Genomic DNA, 16,846 nt, shown 5'->3' on the forward strand with positions numbered 1-16,846 from the left:
TGGCATAGAAGGCCGCGCCCGCCTGCGCCGCGGCGCCTGCCTTAGCCCGAGCTTTCCGGCTGCGAGCCCGCGCCTCGGCCTCGGCAGCATGGTCGGTGCAGTGCGCCTGGCCGGCCGGCGCGAGCTCCTCGCAGCCGGGCGCACAGCAGAGTTTGCGGATCAAGGGGAGGCTCCAAAGCGAAGCGCCCGGAGAGCATCTGCTCGCCGGGCGCTTGTCTTCGATGATGGCAATCTGCCGAACCAATCGGGCCGCGTCAAGCGGGTGTCAGCTCCATGCCTCGTGGAGCGCCTGCAGGCCGCGCTGAAGCCGGTCGAGCTGACGGGCCTCGTGCCGGCTGTTGAGCCGCCCGGGCAGGCTGTGGAGCGACTGGTCGTCCAGAACGACATGCTGGATCACGGGCCGGGCGAAGGGCGGGATCTCCTCCCACATGCGGAAGAACTTGCGCCGCCGGTCCACCCGTTCCGCCTCGGGATCATGGGTGCCGCTCGTGTCCACTTTCACGATGGCGGCCAGCGGATCACGGGCGGGCATGCCCGAGGCCGCCTCGAAGAGCTCGGCCGCGATGTTGGCCTGCTCGACCGAGAGCTTGCCCTGCCGGTGATAGCGCCCGACCCAGGTCTCGCGCCGGGTGCGGATCACCCGGTTCGGGTTGCTCTTCTTCCCGGTCTTCGGATCGACCTCGGCCGCCTCCTCGATCCGCTTGCCCGCGATCTGCGCCGGCGTCAGCGGCCCGAGGTCCCACGGCGCGAGCTTCAGGCTCACCAGCTTTGCCTTCATGGCCTTGCGGCCCTTCGCGCCCCTCATGCGGCACCCCTGTCCTTGTTCTTGTTGTTTTTGCTGTCCGCTCGTCCGCACCGGCTCTGCCCGCCGCATGTCCACCGCGCCACCGATCATGCCGCCGCCTCCTTCTGCACCGCGCGCCGATCCAGCCGGGCGGCAGCCTTCCTCCCGAGCCCGATCATGCCGCGGCCCCTTCCTTGCGGCCGCGCCCCGCATCCACCAGCGCGCGGGCCTGCGCCCGGTCGCGGAGGTAGAGCTCGAGCCAGTCGCGGTCCTCCCGGCTCGCGGTCTCCCGGTCGATCCGGTCGCGGATGAGCTCGCAGCGCCGGGCATTGTCCTGCGCCTGATCCCGGATCTCGCGCAGGTCCATCGCGAGCGGCGGGCGCGGGTGTTTGAGCAGCCAACGATAGAGCTCCACCAGATGCCCGCCGGCCTCCGCCTTCGGCCCCTCGACCGAGGCGAGCCAGCTCGAGACCAGCCGCCGCTCCGCCGGCGGCGGCTCCTCGATGGCGCGCGCGACTGCCGGATCAGCACCTCGGAGGGCCAGACCCCATCGGCCGCGCTGTCGATCAGCACCTCGGCCAAGGTCATCAGGTTCTCCGCTCCCATGTAGCCCAGCTGCTCGCAGAGCCTGGCCATCGCCGCCTCATGCGCCGCGGCCGCCGTGCCGCGCCGCCTCACCATCCCGGCCTGCTCCAGCCGGTCCACCACCAGCGCCTTCACCCGCGCCCGCTCCTCTGCCTTCGTCATGGCCATCCCTTTCTCAGCCAGCCACGCCTGCCGTCTCGCCACCGCCCGATCTTCTCACCCCTGCAGAAGGGATGTTTTGTCAGGTTCTGTTTTGTGGGGTCCGGTCCTGTCTTGTCCTGTAGGGCAATCACAGTTCCGGGCCTGTGAGATCACTGCAATCTCACAGTGATTAACTGTTACGATTGCAGTGATAACTGTGATTAACAGTGTTAAGTCATGTCAGCTGAACGACCTTCGGCCCGCCGCGCGTGGCCTCGAACGCGGCCCGCACGTTGTCGGAGGTGATGAAGAGATCGCGCTGGCCCAGCCATTCGGCAATCTCGTTCACCACGTCCGGGCTCTCGGCGGCGCGGCCGCATTTGATCTCGATGAGCTTTCTGCGGACACGGGTCCGGGCCATCGCTTTGGAGCCTTCCGTCCGCGCCTGATCGCGCCCGCGCTTCCGGCGGTGCATGTCGCGGGCAATCCCCGCGATCATCACATGGCCGAGGCGGCGGTTGCCCGGCGCCTCCTCCTGGTTCGAGATATGGGTCTCGCGCCAGCCATAGAGCGCGCCCTCGCGGGCCGCGCGCCAGCTCTCGAGATCCGCGCCGTAGCCCGCGAGGCGGGCGAGCTCGAGATCGTCGTCGGGCAACGTTCCGGCCGGGTCCTGCCGGAAGGCCTCGCACCAGAGAAGGAGGGCCGTGCCAATGTCGGCGCGCCGGTTCTCGGCCAGCGCCCGGGCGACGAAGCGGGAGGTGAGGAGGCGGTTGATGTGCAAGGGCACCCATTCGTGGCTCGAGAGCGTGTCGCCGAAGGCCAGCGGATATTCCCAGAAGTCGCCGAGGATCTCGGTCGGGGGCTCGGTCTCGGTCACTCGATCATGCGGCACGGGCACCTCCCGCGGCGCGTCGGAAGCGGTCACGCTTCGTCATGGCAGGCCTCCATAGATGAAGACGGGCACCTGGGCGGCGAGGGCGGATGCGACCTCGTGCCGGATGCCGATGGAGTCTGACCAGCCGCGGATCTCGGGGACCACGACGGCGGCGCAGACGGTGAGAAGGGGGCGGCACCAGTCTTCCCAGAGGACCGGATTGAACGGGTCGATCCGGAGCCGGGGGAACATGGTGGAGTGCAGCGCGGCGGCCGAGAGGACGACGGGCGAGATCGCCGTGACGCCGACCTCCAGGAGCCTCGCGACCTCGCGCGCGGCGTCGGCCATGGCCGCTTCGGACTGATCCCGCGACCAGCGCCCGTCCGGGCCGACCGCTCGGAGTGTGTAAGGGGTCGCCAGATAGACCGGTCGCCCCCAGCGCGCATGCCGCGCAACGAGCGCCGGATCGGCATGCCAACGCAGCAGATCCGCCCGGCCCGCAGGATGTCGCCGCAGCGCGGCCCACCCGTTCGATGGAAAAGCGCCGGAGGCCGCAGCCCCCGGCGAAGTGGCCGCGTCCTGTACAGGCAAGGGCGCGGCGGCGGTCACAGAAGGCTCCCGAGAGCGGTGGCGAGGATCGCAGATCCCGCGAGGGCGGAGGGCACGAGCCACCAGCCCGAGGGCAGCCGATGCGGCAAATGCTCCTCGCTCTCGTCCTCGCGGTGCAGCCATGTCTCGGCGAGCCGGGAAGAATATTTCCGCGACTGTTTCTTGAAGTGCAGATGGTTGCAGAAGGCGCGGAAGGACCGCGCCTCGTAGAACCGCTGCATGAGATACCAATAGACGCGCGTCATCCCCGTCCCTCGATGATGCTGAAGATTTCCTCGCCGCAGGCGATGGTCATGACCGCGAAAACATGGCGCAGCGCCGCGTCGTTTTCGCATTGCAGCCAGTTCCGGACTTGCCGCTCGCTCACGCCGAGCACCGGCGCAGCCTTCGCCGCCAGATCCCGCTCCGAGGAGGCCGGGAAGGCCCGCCACAGAAGCCCCGCGAACCTTTTCCGGCTCGCTCGGGCATGAACGTCACTTTGGGCAAGATTTTTCCGCATGTTCACTCCATCTTCTCCCTTGGGCAGGGGTTTCGATGACGAAGCGATTTCACGACCGGAGAGGGGGGCGGCGCAGAGCATTACGCCGCCCCCTTTTCATCTTCTTGAGCGACGTCCGCTCCATCGCAAGCCGCCAACCAGCTGGCTGCGGGAACCGCCCCGGCTGTCAGGCGCTCGATGGCGAACGCGAGTTCAAGACTAGGAGTCTTTCGACCACCAGCGATTTCGCTGAGGTAGCTAGCCGACGTTCCGAGACGAGCAGCGAAGTCGCGCTGCGTCGTGCGGTTGTCGGTCAGGTACTGGGAGAGCTTAGCCATGCGCAGCAAGTTCGCACATAGCGAACTAGCCCGCAAGGCAGAAGTTCGCTATGTGCGATTAGCGTTTCGCTCTCAGCGATGCCAAGAATGGCCAATGCGTGTACGCCTCAAAGAACTACGGAAAGCAAAGAACCTTACCCAGGAGCAGCTCGCCGAGATGGTTGGCTCTAGCAAGAGCTACATTTCGGAGATCGAGAGCGGGAAGAAGTTCCCCAGCGGCCGGCTTCTGAAAGCCTTTGCTCACACTATGGAAGTTCCCGTTCAGGCGCTCATCGAGGATGATCAGGCCGGCACCGATCTGATGGCTCATCTGGAGGTCATGAGAGATCTGCCGGAGCACGATCAGAAGGCAGTAATCCGGCATGCGATTGGTCTTCTTGAGCACGCGCAGCTATCTCCGCCAGAACCTCGGCCCGCGAAGCGGAATCGAGGCGCAACATGATCGCGATGAGCTTCGCGAGAACGTCATCGCCTGGTTTCCGGGTCATTTCCATGTTCCTATCGTTCTTACTAAGTTCACTGTAGGCGCAGCTTCCGAGACAGATCAGTCGCTGGCGCGCCGCGCCGCGTCCTCGCCGTTCCCGGCGAGCGGCGGACATCCCACATGCAGCTACGAAGCGTTACCCGATCAGGAACATCCTCTCCGGCGCCCTCCGGCTGATGAGGCCGTGCACTCACGAATCGTCACTCCTCTCGTGGTTCGCTAATAGCGAATATAATGCTTGAAAGAAAGTTCGCTACATGCGAACCATGGCGCATCGCACCCAGATGGGAGTTTTCGATGCCCGCCACCGCCATCCGTTACCCGGCCTCTGCGCCGGTTGCCCGTTTCGCCCTTCTTGACCTGCCCGAGCCCCAGCTGCGCCGGCTGCTCGCTGCGGCCGAGGCGGGGCTCCCGCAGCTCGCCGCCGACGACGAGACCGACGCCGAGCTCGCCGCGATCCTCGCTCAGGCGCGGGAGGCGCTCGGAGCATGAGCCGGATCCTGCCCCTCTCGCCCCGCGATCTGAATGCCGTGCGCCATCGCGCGGAGCATGCACCGGACGGTGCCAGCCGCGATCTCGCGCGCCGCGCGCTGGCCGATCATGCTTTCGCCGTGGCCTCGGGGCGCGCGCTGGCCCGGGCACGGCCGCGACCCGCCTTCCGGACGAGCAGGCCGAGCCCGCTCGGGCCGAACCGCACCGGCTTCCTCGTGGGGGCGCTGGCGCTCCTGGGCTTCCTGTTTGTCGCTACGGTCCTCTGGGCCCATGTCACCGACGTGGCCGAGACCATGCGCCAGCAGGCCAGCGCCATGCGGGGGATGTGATGGAGGCCGTTCCGCACTCCGTGCCGCGCTCCGGGCCCGTCCCGGTCGAGAGCCTCAACGCGGCCGATCTCGACCGCATGGCCGCCGCCATCGACAGCGGCCGGATCCGCAAGCCGCCGATGAAGGAGACGCCCGCCGACCGCGCCGTGGCGGAGGCCGCCTATCGGGTTGCGGCCGACGAGCTGCGCCAGTTCATCGAGCGCTACGAGCAGCTCGAGGCCGAGAAGAAGGAGATCGGCGGCCAGCAGAAGGAGCTGATGGCCGAAGCGAAGGGCAGGGGCTATGCGCCGAAGATCCTCAGGATGATCGTGGCGCTCCGCAAGCGCACGCCGGACGACATTGCCGAGGAGGAGACGCTCCTCGAGCTCTACAAGGCCGCGCTCGGCATGGCCTGACGACCCCGGGCGCGGCGGGCGATCCGCGCAGCTTCCGTTCAACTCGCCCGGCGCCTCCGCGGCCCGGGCCCTGTCCCGCGCTCCGGCGCGCCGGAGAAGATTTGCATGAAGGGTATCCCGCATGGCTAAGGACTTCATCTCCCGGGGCGATCTGCGCCTCATCCCGCTCGCCGAGCTCCGGCTCTCGCCCCTGAACAGTCGGCAGGAGATCGCGGCCGAGGAGGTCGAGGCCATGGCCGAGAGCCTCGCCGTGGCGGGGCTCCTGCAGAACCTGATCGGCCATCTGACGCCCCGGGGCGTCGAGATCGTCGGCGGCGGCACCCGGCTCCGTGCGCTGCAGCGCCTCGCGGCCGAGGGCTGGAGCCGGCACCCGGATCTCATTCCGATAGATCCGGTGCCGGTGAAGGTGACGGCCGACCTGCAGGAGGCGGTGGCCTGGGCGGGCACCGAGAACAGCGCGCGCTCGGCGCTGCACCCGGCCGACGAGGTCCGCGCCTATGCCGCGATGCGCGAGCGCGGCGCGAGCCTGTCGCGGATCGCGCGCAGCTTTGCGCGCTCCGAGGCCCATGTCGAGCGGCGCCTCAAGCTCGCGGACCTGCCGGCCGAGGCGCTGGCGGCGCTGCGGGCGAACGAGATCTCGCTCGAGATGGCGAAGGCGCTGACGCTCGCGCCGAGCGGCGAGCGCTGCCTCGAAGTTCTCACTTCGGTGCGGGGGCGCGACGTGCGGCCGGAGCAGGTGCGGCGCGAGTTGACACCCGGGACCGTGCCCTCGACGGACCGGCGCGCGGTCTTCGTGGGGCTCGAGGCCTATCTCGCGGCCGGCGGAACCTCTCAGCGCGATCTCTTCGCCGACAGGACGCTGCTGGAGGACGAGGCTCTCCTCGACCGGCTCTTTGCCGAGAAGGGGGCGGCCGAGGCCGAGCGGATCCGCGTGGAAGAGGGCTGGGAGTGGGCGACATGGGTGCCGGAGGAATATGTGCCCTGGACCGCCACGCAGAAGCTGGTGCGGCTCTACGCCCGGCCCGGGAAGCTCTCGGACGGAGAGGAAGCGGAGCTCGCGGCGCTCGAGGAGCGCGATGCCGAGGACGCCCTCGACGAGGCCGGCCGCGCGCGCCTGGCCGAGCTCGAGGCCCGGCGCGAGGGCGGCTTCACCGACGCGCAGCGCGCCTCGGCCGGGGTCTTCGTCTATTGCAGCAGCCGGGACGGGCTCTCGGTCGAGCGCGCCTATCAGCAGCCGCGGGCGGTCCCGCGGGGTGCTGCCGAGGCGGCACCGGACCTGCCGCAATCGCTGATCGAGGATCTGCACCGGATCCGGCTCGGGGCGCTGCAGGCCCGTCTCATGGACCAGTCCGAGCTCATGCTCGACCTTCTGGCCTGGTCGCTTGGCGGGGGCCTGCGTCCTTGGGCGCGCCCGCTCGCGGTCTCGCCGACCGACCAGCCCATCGCGCCGGAGAAGGGAGAGGGCACGAGCTACCCGGAGCGGCTGGCGGCACGGCTCGAGCCGAACACGAGCCTCGGCCCGGACGGCACCCCGGCCGAGTTCGAGGCCTTCCGGGCGCAGGGGAAGAAGCACCGCAACCAGATCCTGACCGAGGCCCTCGCTCGGACCTTCTGCACCGGCAGCTCGGGCCTTTCGGCCGCGCTCGCGCGCCAGCTCGGGGTCGAGGTGCGCCGGATCTGGACGCCGACCGCACAGGGCTTCCTGGGGCGCTGCAGCGCGGGCTATCTCGACCGGCTCTGGAGCGAGCTCGTGCCGGCGGCCGAGGCGGATCAGGGCTTTCAGAAGCTGAAGAAGGGGGAGAAGGCCAAGCGTCTCGAGGCGCTCTTTGCGGACACCGCCACCCGCGAGGCTCTCGGCCTCAGCCGCGAGGATTGCGCGAAGATCGACGCCTGGGTGCCGGCCGAGCTCGGCTGGCCGGAGGGGGAGGCATGAGCGGTCCAGACAAGGCCGCAGCCATGCGGCGGGCGAGGGCGGGCCGATGAGCGCCCCGTTTCGCCACGAGGATCCGGTGCTCGATTTCGTGCGCACCTTGGCCCGCAGCTACGCCGCGCGGCATCATGCAGAGGGACAGGAGAGAGAATCACGATGCACGGCAGGCGCGCCGCAATCTACTCCCGCTACTCGACGGAGCTCCAGGACGGACGATCGATTGACGATCAGGTGGCGCTCTGCCGCGAGCACGCCGCGCGGAGCGGGCTGACCGTCGTCGCCACCTACGACGACCGTGCGAAGACCTCGGCGAGCATCTTCGGCCGCGACGGGCTCGCGCGCATGATGGAGCAGGCGCGCGCCCGCCAGTTCGATGTCGTGATCGTGGAGGCGCTCGACCGGCTGAGTCGCGACCAGGAGGATCTGGCGCATATCCACAAGCGGCTGAGCTTCGCCCGGATCGACATCCTGACAGTGCATGAGGGTGTCGCGGATTCGGTGTCAGTGGGCCTGCGGGGGCTCATGGGGACGATGTTCCTCGAGGCGCTGAAGGCCAAGACGCGCCGGGGTCTCGCCGGCGTGATCCGCGACGGTCGCCACGCCGGTGGGCAGACATATGGCTATCGCGGCGTCCCGGGCGAGCCGGGAAAGCGCGAGATCGTGGCGCACGAGGCCGAGATCATCCGGGAGATCTTCGCGGCTTATGTGGAGGGGAAGAGCCCGCGGACCATTGCGGGCGAGCTGAACGCGCGGGGGATCGCCGCCCCGCGCGGGCCGAAGTGGAATGCCTCGACGCTGAACGGCAACCCGCAGCGCGGCTACGGCATCCTGCGCAACCCGATGTATGACGGCCGTCTGGTCTGGAACCGCGTCACCATGGTGCGCGATCCGGACACCGGACGGCGCGTGAACCGCGAGAATCCGCTGGATGCCCGGCAGGAGGTCGAGGCCGAGCATCTGCGCATCGTGCCCCGGCCGCTCTTCGAGGCTGCCGTCCGGCGTCACGCGCAGCAGGCCGAGGCGGTGCGGACGGGCAAGATCACCAAGGCGCCGCCCCGGCCTTTCTCAGGCCTGATCCGCTGCGCCTGCTGCGGAGGCGGCATGAGCATCCACGACCGGTGCGGCGAGGCGATCCGGATCCGGTGCAGCACGGCGAACGAGAGCGGGAGCTGCGAGAACAAGGCGCGCTATCGGCTCGAGAAGATCGAGGAAGCGATCTTCCATCGCCTTCGGGCGCAGCTCGACCGCCCGGACTATCTGAAGGAGTTCGTCCGGGTCTATGCCGAAGAGCGCCGCCGCCTGACGGAGACGGCGCGCCGCGACCGGGCACGGCTGGAACGGGCCGCGGCGGACAGCCGGGCCCGCTACAGGCGGCTGGTCGACATGATGGCGCGCGGACTGATCGAGGGCGAGGAAGCCGACGCCCGGGTGCTGCAGGCCAAGCAGGCCGCAGAGATCGCGCGGAGCGAGCTCGAGATCGCCTCGAGCGAGGATAATGTGGTGGAGCTGCACCCGCAGGCGACGGCCGCCTATACGCGCGCCATCGCCGATCTTTCGGCCGCGCTGCAGCGGGGCGACGGCACGTTCGACGCGACCTCGGTCGAGGCCCTGCGCCGGATCATCACCGAGATCACTGTCCATCCCAAGGATGAGACCGGCGACGTCCTGGTCGAGGTCCGCGGCAACATGGAGCGGCTGCTCGGGATCGGCCAACAGATTGTGGGGGGTCCGATGGTGGCGAGGGGGGGACTTGAACCCCCGACCCCACGATTATGAGTCGTGTGCTCTAACCAGCTGAGCTACCTCGCCGTCGGTGGACGCTGCACTATGGGATGTGCCGGGAAGCGTCAAGCGCAAAAACCGGGTCGCGGGCGATCCGGGGGCGGCCGGTGGCGGTTGCGGTCACGGTGGCCTCGACGAAGAGGGGCCGGCCCTCCACCGTCGCCTCGCGGACGGAGCGGGTGAGGGCGATGCGGGGATCCGCCGCGCCGGCCTCGGCGGCAAGGTGCGCCACCCGGGTGGCGAGATGCGCCTCGGCGGCGGCAAGCGCGGCCTCCGGGTCGGGCAGGCTCTCGGGGCCGTCGGGGAAATGGACGATGTAGCGGCCTTCGCCGGGGCTCGTGACCTGCAGGCTCAGCCGCTGCGAGACAAGGCCCGCCACCGCGCCGATCGCATTGGCTACGCCGCCATGTTCGGGCAGGATCGTGGTGCAGCCGAGCCGTTCTCCCACTCCGGCGTAGAAGGAGCGGGCCGAGGCGCCAAGGCCCACCACCGGCAGGGCGAGGTGAGCCGAGAATGCGAGCGCCCCCGGGCGACGGGCGAGGCCCGCACGCAGAAGCGGATGGCCCACGAGGAGGGCGGGGTCGGCATAGCCGTCCTCGGCCAGGGCCACCTCGAGGAGGCACTCGGCCGTCCGCTCGGTCAGCCGGTCGAGGATCGCCGCGGCCAGCGTGCCGGCGTCGGGCGCCAGCCGCTCGCCCCGCGCCGTGCGGCGGCGCGCCATGAGGGTGAGGGCCTTCTCGGCCGCCCCGGCGTCCCAGCTGGCCAGTCGCCCGAGCACATGGTTCGCATCCGACGGTGTCACGCCCGCCATCATCACCAGCCCGCGCGCGATCAGCCGCTCGAGCGCCGCGAGATCCATCCGGCTGCGCAGCGCCTCGGCGAGCGGCATGGCCGGGCGCAGACGGTCCATCAGCTGCGCCTCGCGTCCGGTGAGGCCCGCGGCGGGCAGGCCCGTCGGCAGCAGGAAGCGGCCCTCGTGCTCGCCCGGCGCCGAGGCCAGAAGGGCGCGGTCGAGCGCGGCATGGACCGGCCCGGGATGATCGGCCGCCAGCAGCGACACCGGGATCAGCCGGCGCGGCCCGAGGCGGAAGAGCCCCTCGAGCCCCTCGGGCGGATGGACCTCGCTGTCGCCGCCGAGCCCGGTCGTGCGCATCGCGACCGCCTCGACCATGGTGCGGAAGCCGCCCACGAGCGCGCCCTCGGGGTCGATCTCGGGCTGGCCGTCGCGCAGCACGGCCACGTCGGTCGTGGTGCCGCCGATGTCCGAGACGAGGGCATCCCGCACGCCGGTCAGCCAGCGGGCGCCGACGAGGCTCGCGGCGGGGCCGGAGAGGATGGTCTCGATCGGGCGCTCGCGCGCGAGGCGGGCCGAAATCAGCGCCCCGTCACCGCGCACCACCATCAGGGGCGCCGTCATCCGGCGCTCCGACAGATGCTGCTCGCAGGCGGCGACCAGACGGCCGATCATGCCGATCAGCCGCGCGTTGAGCACGGCCGTCAACGCGCGCTTCGGGCCGCCGAGGCGCGCCGAGAGCTCGTGCGAGCAGGTGACGGGGCAGCCTGCGACACGGTGGACGACGGCCCGGGCGGCAAGCTCGTGCGCGGGATTGCGGGTGGCGAAGCTCGCCGCCACCGCGAAGGCCGCGACCTGCGGCGCGACGGCCGCCACTTCGGCCTCGAGCCGGGCGAGGTCGAGGGGCGCTGCCTCTGCGCCCGAATGATGATGCCCGCCGGGCAGGCAGATCACCGGATCGCCCGCGAGCGCCTCGGGCAGGCCCGCCCGCTCCAGATCGCCCGGGCCGAAGCCTAGGAAGATCAGCGCGACGCGCCCCCCCTGTCCCTCGACCAGCGCATTGGTGGCGAGCGTGGTCGAGAGCGAGACGAGACCCACCTCGGCCGGCGCGACCTGCGCTTCGGCCAAGGCCGCATCGATCGCCCGGCCGATCCCCAGCGCGAGATCCGCGCGCGTGGTCAGGGCCTTGGCCCAGCCCACCACGCGCTCCGCCTCGGGATCGACGATCACCGCATCGGTGTAGGTGCCTCCGGTATCGACCCCGAGAAGAAGCGTCATGCCAGTCTCCGCGACAAACTGTCCCGGTTCTAGCCGATCGCGCGCCGTCCGAAAGGCCCCATGCGACGCCGGACGGTGCGGCGGCGTCTCCGACGCTGTGCGGATCAGGCCGAGCGCGACGGCCTGCGGCGGCGGCGGTGTCCGGGGGGGATGTTGAGCATCTCGCGATATTTGGCGACGGTTCGGCGCGCAAGCTGCATGTCCTCGGCCGCCAGCGCCTCGACCAGGGCGCCGTCGGACAGGGGCGCGGCCGGATCCTCCTCCGCGACGAGGCGGGCGATGGCGGCGCGGATGGCTGCGGCCGAGGGGCCGCCCTCGGCGAGGCGGCCGCTGAACATGCGCCGCAGCCACCAGGTGCCGCGCGGCGTGTCCACGCAGGTGCCCGCGACCACGCGGCTCACGGTGCTCTCGTGGATGCCGAGCGCCTCGGCCACTTCGGTCATGGTCAGGGCCACGAGCGCCGACGGCCCTTCGTCGAGCGCCGCCTCCTGCCGGGCGAGGATCTCGCGCGCGACCCTCAGGAGCGTGGCGTTGCGGTTCTCGATCATCCGGCCCACCGCCTGCGCCTGGGTCCAGGCTGCGCGGGCGGCCGGCGTCGTCGGGCGCTTGTCGGGCTTGCGGATCTGCACCGTGGGCATGGCCGAGCGGTTCAGCGACACCTCCCACCCGGCCTCGCCTCTGGTCGCGATCAGGTCGGGCTCGCGCACCGGCGCCGCGCCCGGATCGAACTGGGCGCCGGGCTTCGGGTCGAAGGTCCGCAAGAGCCGCAGGCGCGCGGTCACCCCGGCCTCGTCCGTGTTGCAGAGCCGCGCGAGCCGCCCGAGGGCCCCCTGTGCCACGAGGTCGAGATGGTCGAGAAGGCAGCTCAGGGTGGGATCGAGCCGCTCGGCCTCGATCGCCTGGATGCGCAGGCACTCGGCGAGGTTGCGGGCGAAGAGGCCGGCGGGTTCGATCTTCTGCAGCCGGGCCAGCACCGCCTCGACCTCGGCGGGTGTGGCGCGGGCCTGCCGGGCGATCTCGTCCATCGCCGTCCCGAGCCAGCCGGTGGGCTCCAGCGCCTCGGCCAGAAGGATGGCGATCCGACGCTCGGGTCCGCGCGGAAAAAGCGTGTCGATCCGCGCCATCACATGCGCCATGAGGCTCGGCCCCGCCGCCGCCACCGCCTCTCCGTCCGCAGCCCCCTCACCCTGCGCCAGACGGGAGAGGACGCTCGTCCAGCGCGGCAGCCAGTCGGTCGAGGTCGCCCTCTCGAGCTGGATATGGGGGTTCTCCGCCGCCTGCTCCTGCAGGTAGCGCGTGAGGCCTTCGGCATCGGAATTCAGGACGCGGATCGAGGCGGTCAGGCCGAGATTCAGCTGCAGCCTCTGGGTCTGGGCGATACTGATGCGCTGGCGGGACTTCATGATTGCGTCGAGCCTAGTGCCCGCGCGCCGACGGCGCAACCGGGACGGGAGCCCCGGCGCGGGGGATGCGCCACCCCGCCCGGCGGGATCAGTCCCGGAACCGCTGCATGAAGCGGCGGTCGATCCGGTCCTTCCAGCGCCAGAGCCAGGCGCCCTCGAGCCGCAGGCCGAACTTGTCGGCCACGGCCACGCGGGCGCCGCAGGAGATGAGCTTCAGGTAATCGCGCTGCGGCCGGTAGTGCCGCAAGGGGCCGCCCAGAAGGGCTGCCGCGAGGTTGTGGCCGAGGATCGGTGCCTCGCGCACCGCGAAGACGCCCGCCTTGGGGCGAGGCGCATGGGACAGATGGGCGCAGTCGCCCACCGCGAAGATCGCGGGATCCGAGCTCTGCAGCGTCGGCCCCACCCGGACGAAGCCGCGCTCGAGCGCGAGGCCGGTGTCGGCCAGCCATGCCTGCGGCTGCGCGCCCGTCACGGTGAGGGTGAAGTCCGAGGGCAGGCGCGTGCCGCAGCCGAGGATCACCGCGTCGGGCTCGATCCGCGCCACCTCGGTGCGGGTCAGGATCCGGATGCCGAAGCCCGCCATGCGCGTGAGGAGCGCCCGCCGCGCGCCTGCGCCGAGGCCGGGCAGCACCTGTGCCGCGCGCTCGACGACGGTCACGCGGGGCAGGGCGCCCGCGCCCTGCAGCCGGTAGGCCTGCGCCATGGCCAGCTCGATCCCTCCGGTGCCGCCGCCGATCACCACGATCTGCGGCTCGGCCGGCGCCCGGGCCACGAACGCGTCCCACCGATCGGCATAGGGACCGAGGGGCTTTGCCGCCACCGCATGATCCTCTGCCCCCGGCACCTGCGGCAGGTCCGAGGCGATGCCCACGTCGAGCGAGGCCACATCGTAGGGCAGGCTGCCGCCCCCCGCGAGGAGCACGCGCTTCGCCTGCCGGTCGATGCCCGTGGCGCAGTCGAGCAGGAGCCGGGCGCCCGCGCGCTCTGCCAGATCCACGAGGTCGATCATCATCTCCGCCCGGCGGTAGTGGCCCGCGACATGGCCGGGCAGCATCCCCGTGTAGGGCGCGGTGGGCTTCGGATTGACGAGGGTGAGGCGCAGGTCCGGCCGGGGCTTCCAGTCGAGCAGCACCAGCGCATGGGCGTGTCCGCCGCCGATCAGCACCAGATCGCGCGTGCCTCGCTCCATCAGCCCTCCGCCAGCCGCGCGACCTGCGGGGCGATCCGGGCCGCGAGGGCGGGCAGATCGTCCAGCCGGTCGGTCTCGACCACCACGCGCGGCGGGGCCGAGCGGGCGCGGTGCTTGGCGTAGCGCGGATCGTAGTGCCGCTCCATCAGATCGGCCGCGAGTTCCTCGAAGCGGCCCGCTGCGGCATGCGCGTGCCACTCCTCGATGCGCTTTGCCGGGTGGACGGGGCGCAGAAGGTCGATGACGGCGGCGAGCCGCGGGCCGTCCTCGACCAGATCGCGATAGGCGCGCACGAGATAGGCCGCGCGGGCCGCGGCGGGGGCGGCCAGTTCGATCCGCGGCGCAGCCTGCATCGCCTTCCAGAGGCCGGGCGGCAGCCGGATCTCGCCGATCTTGCTCGATTCCGCCTCGACCACCACCGGCCGTGCCGGATCGAGCCGGGCCAGCGCCACGGCGAGGCGGCTCTCGAAGCCGCGCTGCGCGGGCTGGCCGCCCGCCAGGCTGCCGAAGAGCGAGCCGCGGTGATTGGCCAGCCCCTCGAGGTCGAGGACCTGCACCCCCAGCGCGGCCAGATGGGTCAGGATCTCGGTCTTCGCAGCCCCGGTGTTTCCGTCGATCACCACCACGGGCGCCCTGACCGGCCGGTCGTAGAGCTCATGCACCACAAGGCCGCGCCAGCTCTTGTAGCCGCCCTCCAGCACCTCTACCCGCCAGCCGATCTGGCCGAGGATCATGGCGAAGGAGTTCGCCCTCTGCCCGCCGCGCCAGCAATAGACGAGCGGGCGCCAGCCGCCGGGGCGGTCGGCCAGAACCTCCTCGATGTGGCGCGCGGCATTGCGGGCCACCAGTGCCGCGCCGATCTTGCGGGCGGAGAAGGGGTTGACCTGCTTGTAGATCGTTCCGACCCGGGCGCGCTCCTCATTGTCGAGGACGGGCAGGTTGATCGCTCCGGGCACGCGGTCCTCCTGCCACTCGGCAGGAGAACGCACGTCGATCACATCGTCGAACCCGTGGTCGATGAGCTGCGAAAGATCTGTTGCACGATAGGCCATGCGCTTTCCTAGCCCGCGCCGCGCCCCTTGGCCAGCAGTCCCACAGCCCTCGAAGCGACGGCAGCGTCGCAGGCGCCGTCTCTTTCTTGTGCCGCAAGATATGTCGGTCGCGGGACGGGCGCGCTCAGCCGGGAAAGCCGAGCTTTCGACGCCGGAAACGGGGCTCCCGGGCGATCCCTTCCCAGCGTCTGACCTTGATCGCCGAGGACAGGCTGTTGACAGCCGTCAACTTCGGCCGCTCTCGTCCCTTCGGGAGAAAGAGGCGCGTTTGAGGGTGAGGATCCCGACGAAGGCCCCGCCCGATGCGCGGCTGCCCCCGCAGGAGCGGCAGCCGGCGCGCTCAGTTCTTGGGCTTCGTGGCGGAATCCACCAGCTCGGCCTTCTTCCGCTCGGCCCATTCGCGGCCCGGATCGCCGCCCCAGAGAAGCCAGCCCACATATTCGGGCGACGGATCGTCCTCGTTGCCGAAGTTCTCGTCCTGCTTGTGCACTTCCTGCCGGTCGAAGAAGTTCACCATCCGCTTGATGGTCTGCGGCGAAAGCGACTTGCGCCCTTTCAGGTCGCGGGCGCGTGCAACGCCCACGTTGGTGCCGCCGCGCTTGTATTTTCGCCGCAACTCCAGCCCCTTCTCGGCGGTCGAGGCGACCTCCGGCGGCGGCGTCAGATCCACAGTCTTGTCTTTCATCTTGACCATTACCCCCGTTCCCTCAGAGGAAACACCGACTAACGCACGGGGGAGTGGCAAGGTTCCCGCCATCCTACTCCTGTGCGCGAAGAACCTGCGCGGGCCTCGACCGGAGCGGACGCAGCGCGAAGACGAGCCCGGCGAGAAGCGTGGCAAGCACGCCTCCGACCACGATCGCCAGGGCCGACACCGGCTCGAACCGGTAGCTCGCGTCCATGACGAAGGTCATGACCGCCCAGCCCGCCAGAGCCCCCGCGAGGATCGCGACGAGGCCCGCCGCGCCGCCGAGGAGGCCCGATCGGAGCGCGAAGCTCGCGAGGATCCGGGCGCGGGTGGCGCCCAGCGTCTTGAGCACCGCGGCCTCGTAGATCCGCCCGCGCTCGCCTGCCGCCGCCGCGCCGATCAGCACGACGAAGCCAGTGACCAGCGTGGCGGCCGCGGCCCAGGCCGTGGCGGTCGCGATGGCCGAGAGCGCCTCGCTCACCCGCTCGATCGCGTCCTTGACGCGGATGGCGGTGATGTTGGGATAGGCGGTGGCAAGCTCCCGCAGGATCCGGCCCTCGGCCTCGGGCTCGGCATAGACGGTGGCGATGAAGGTGTGGGGCGCGCCCGCCAGTGCTGTCGGGTTCATGACCATCACGAACCCCATGCCGGCCGAGGAGAAATCCACCTCGCGCAGCGAGGTGATCTCGGCCTCGATGTCGCGGCCGAGGATGTTGACCGTGAGCCGGTCGCCGAGCTTGAGCCCGATCTCGGCCGCTTCCTCGGCGGCGAAGGAGACCTGCGGCGGGCCCTGATAGTCTTCGGGCCAGAAGGTGCCGGCCACGACACGGGCCGTCTCGTCGGGGCGCGCGGCATAGGAGATGCCGCGGTCGCCGCGCACCACCCAGTGTTCGCCCGCCACGTCGCGCGCGGGGCGGCCGTTGATCCGGGTAAGGACGCCGCGCAGCATGGGCGCGGCCTCGACCCGGCTCACCTCCGCATCCCCGCGCAGGGTCGACAGGAACCCCTCGATCTGGTCCTGCTGGATGTCCACGAAGAAGTAGGAGGGCGCGCGGGCGGGCAGGTCGCGCTCGATGGCCGAGCGGAGGTTCGCGTCGATCTGGCCCACCGCGGCCAGCACCGAAAGGCCGAGGCCCAGCGACAGGACGACCGAGGTCGCCTCCTGCCGCGGACCGCCGATGGAGGCCAGCGCGAGGCGCAGCGCCGTCCGGCCGCGGGCGAG

The 16,846-nt window shown here is 70.7% G+C and carries 18 protein-coding genes, 1 tRNA gene and 1 pseudogene; 6 read left to right on the forward strand and 14 right to left on the reverse strand.

Annotated elements, in window-relative coordinates:
• Positions 1 to 265: 265 nt before the first annotated feature.
• From A9O63_RS02215 to A9O63_RS23695, 7 genes and pseudogenes are all read right to left on the reverse strand, one after another.
• Positions 266 to 805, reverse strand: a complete 540-nt coding sequence (locus A9O63_RS02215) for a hypothetical protein (protein ID WP_069330466.1) — start codon at positions 803 to 805, stop codon at positions 266 to 268.
• Between the two features lie 154 nt (positions 806 to 959).
• Positions 960 to 1,537, reverse strand: a pseudogene (locus A9O63_RS02220) (hypothetical protein).
• A 208-nt stretch (positions 1,538 to 1,745) separates the two neighbouring features.
• Positions 1,746 to 2,435, reverse strand: coding sequence for a DUF1376 domain-containing protein (locus A9O63_RS02225; RefSeq protein WP_205631812.1), 690 nt, complete (start codon positions 2,433 to 2,435; stop codon positions 1,746 to 1,748).
• A gap of 6 nt (positions 2,436 to 2,441) precedes the next feature.
• Positions 2,442 to 2,993, reverse strand: a complete 552-nt coding sequence (locus A9O63_RS02230; protein ID WP_069330467.1) for a DUF1937 family protein — start codon at positions 2,991 to 2,993, stop codon at positions 2,442 to 2,444.
• Entirely contained in the window at positions 2,990 to 3,238 is a 249-nt protein-coding gene (locus A9O63_RS02235) for a hypothetical protein (protein WP_069330468.1), read from the reverse strand. The genes A9O63_RS02230 and A9O63_RS02235 overlap by 4 nt, the downstream gene beginning before the upstream one ends.
• Positions 3,235 to 3,573, reverse strand: coding sequence for a hypothetical protein (locus A9O63_RS02240; protein ID WP_082242010.1), 339 nt, complete (start codon positions 3,571 to 3,573; stop codon positions 3,235 to 3,237). The genes A9O63_RS02235 and A9O63_RS02240 overlap by 4 nt, the downstream gene beginning before the upstream one ends.
• On the reverse strand, positions 3,573 to 3,809 hold the full coding sequence (locus A9O63_RS23695) for a helix-turn-helix domain-containing protein (RefSeq protein ID WP_084295522.1): 237 nt from the start codon (positions 3,807 to 3,809) through the stop codon (positions 3,573 to 3,575). Before A9O63_RS23695 ends, A9O63_RS02240 begins: the two co-directional genes overlap by 1 nt.
• Here A9O63_RS23695 and A9O63_RS21715 point away from each other — a divergent pair.
• The 6 genes from A9O63_RS21715 to A9O63_RS02270 all read left to right on the forward strand — a co-directional run bounded on the left by A9O63_RS21715 (position 3,808) and on the right by A9O63_RS02270 (position 9,215).
• Positions 3,808 to 4,251 (forward strand): helix-turn-helix transcriptional regulator, encoded by a 444-nt coding sequence (locus tag A9O63_RS21715; RefSeq protein ID WP_235836910.1) that lies wholly within the window; start codon positions 3,808 to 3,810, stop codon positions 4,249 to 4,251. The two genes, A9O63_RS23695 and A9O63_RS21715, sit on opposite strands and share 2 nt — an antisense overlap.
• Positions 4,252 to 4,590: 339 nt before the next feature.
• Positions 4,591 to 4,785: a hypothetical protein gene (locus tag A9O63_RS02250; protein WP_069330470.1), complete on the forward strand. Its 195-nt coding sequence runs from the start codon at positions 4,591 to 4,593 to the stop codon at positions 4,783 to 4,785.
• Positions 4,782 to 5,114 carry a hypothetical protein gene (locus A9O63_RS02255; protein WP_069330471.1) on the forward strand — a complete coding sequence of 111 codons (333 nt, stop codon included), beginning with the start codon at positions 4,782 to 4,784 and terminating at the stop codon, positions 5,112 to 5,114. Before A9O63_RS02250 ends, A9O63_RS02255 begins: the two co-directional genes overlap by 4 nt.
• The gene (locus tag A9O63_RS02260) at positions 5,114 to 5,509 is read left to right on the forward strand and encodes a DUF2312 domain-containing protein (RefSeq protein ID WP_084295524.1); all 396 of its coding nucleotides are present in this window, start codon (positions 5,114 to 5,116) and stop codon (positions 5,507 to 5,509) included. Before A9O63_RS02255 ends, A9O63_RS02260 begins: the two co-directional genes overlap by 1 nt.
• A 121-nt stretch (positions 5,510 to 5,630) precedes the next feature.
• Positions 5,631 to 7,442 (forward strand): ParB/RepB/Spo0J family partition protein, encoded by a 1,812-nt coding sequence (locus A9O63_RS02265; RefSeq protein WP_069330472.1) that lies wholly within the window; start codon positions 5,631 to 5,633, stop codon positions 7,440 to 7,442.
• A 153-nt stretch (positions 7,443 to 7,595) separates the two neighbouring features.
• Complete coding sequence (locus A9O63_RS02270; RefSeq protein WP_084295526.1) at positions 7,596 to 9,215, forward strand: recombinase family protein; 1,620 nt, start codon at positions 7,596 to 7,598, stop codon at positions 9,213 to 9,215.
• On the opposite strand, the gene A9O63_RS02275 is transcribed toward A9O63_RS02270, so the two are convergent.
• The 7 genes from A9O63_RS02275 to A9O63_RS02305 form a co-directional block, all read right to left on the reverse strand.
• A tRNA-Met gene (locus tag A9O63_RS02275) sits at positions 9,172 to 9,248 on the reverse strand. The genes A9O63_RS02270 and A9O63_RS02275 overlap by 44 nt on opposite strands.
• A 16-nt stretch (positions 9,249 to 9,264) precedes the next feature.
• On the reverse strand, positions 9,265 to 11,292 hold the full coding sequence (locus A9O63_RS02280) for a hydantoinase/oxoprolinase family protein (RefSeq protein WP_069330473.1): 2,028 nt from the start codon (positions 11,290 to 11,292) through the stop codon (positions 9,265 to 9,267).
• 104 nt (positions 11,293 to 11,396) lie between these two features.
• Entirely contained in the window at positions 11,397 to 12,695 is a 1,299-nt protein-coding gene (gene rpoN / locus A9O63_RS02285) for an RNA polymerase factor sigma-54 (RefSeq protein ID WP_069330474.1), read from the reverse strand.
• A gap of 88 nt (positions 12,696 to 12,783) precedes the next feature.
• Positions 12,784 to 13,884, reverse strand: a complete 1,101-nt coding sequence (locus tag A9O63_RS02290; RefSeq protein WP_069330475.1) for an FAD-dependent oxidoreductase — start codon at positions 13,882 to 13,884, stop codon at positions 12,784 to 12,786.
• Positions 13,884 to 14,936 (reverse strand): tRNA 2-selenouridine(34) synthase MnmH, encoded by a 1,053-nt coding sequence (gene mnmH / locus A9O63_RS02295; protein ID WP_069330476.1) that lies wholly within the window; start codon positions 14,934 to 14,936, stop codon positions 13,884 to 13,886. The genes A9O63_RS02290 and mnmH overlap by 1 nt, the downstream gene beginning before the upstream one ends.
• Before the next feature lie 340 nt (positions 14,937 to 15,276).
• Positions 15,277 to 15,693: a hypothetical protein gene (locus A9O63_RS02300; RefSeq protein WP_180325619.1), complete on the reverse strand. Its 417-nt coding sequence runs from the start codon at positions 15,691 to 15,693 to the stop codon at positions 15,277 to 15,279.
• A gap of 1 nt (position 15,694) precedes the next feature.
• Positions 15,695 to 16,846 (reverse strand): ABC transporter permease (locus A9O63_RS02305; RefSeq protein ID WP_141703025.1); only part of this gene is annotated, 1,152 nt, incomplete at its 5' end.

This window comes from Cereibacter johrii (genome assembly GCF_001720585.1).
Classification (GTDB): domain Bacteria; phylum Pseudomonadota; class Alphaproteobacteria; order Rhodobacterales; family Rhodobacteraceae; genus Cereibacter_A; species Cereibacter_A johrii.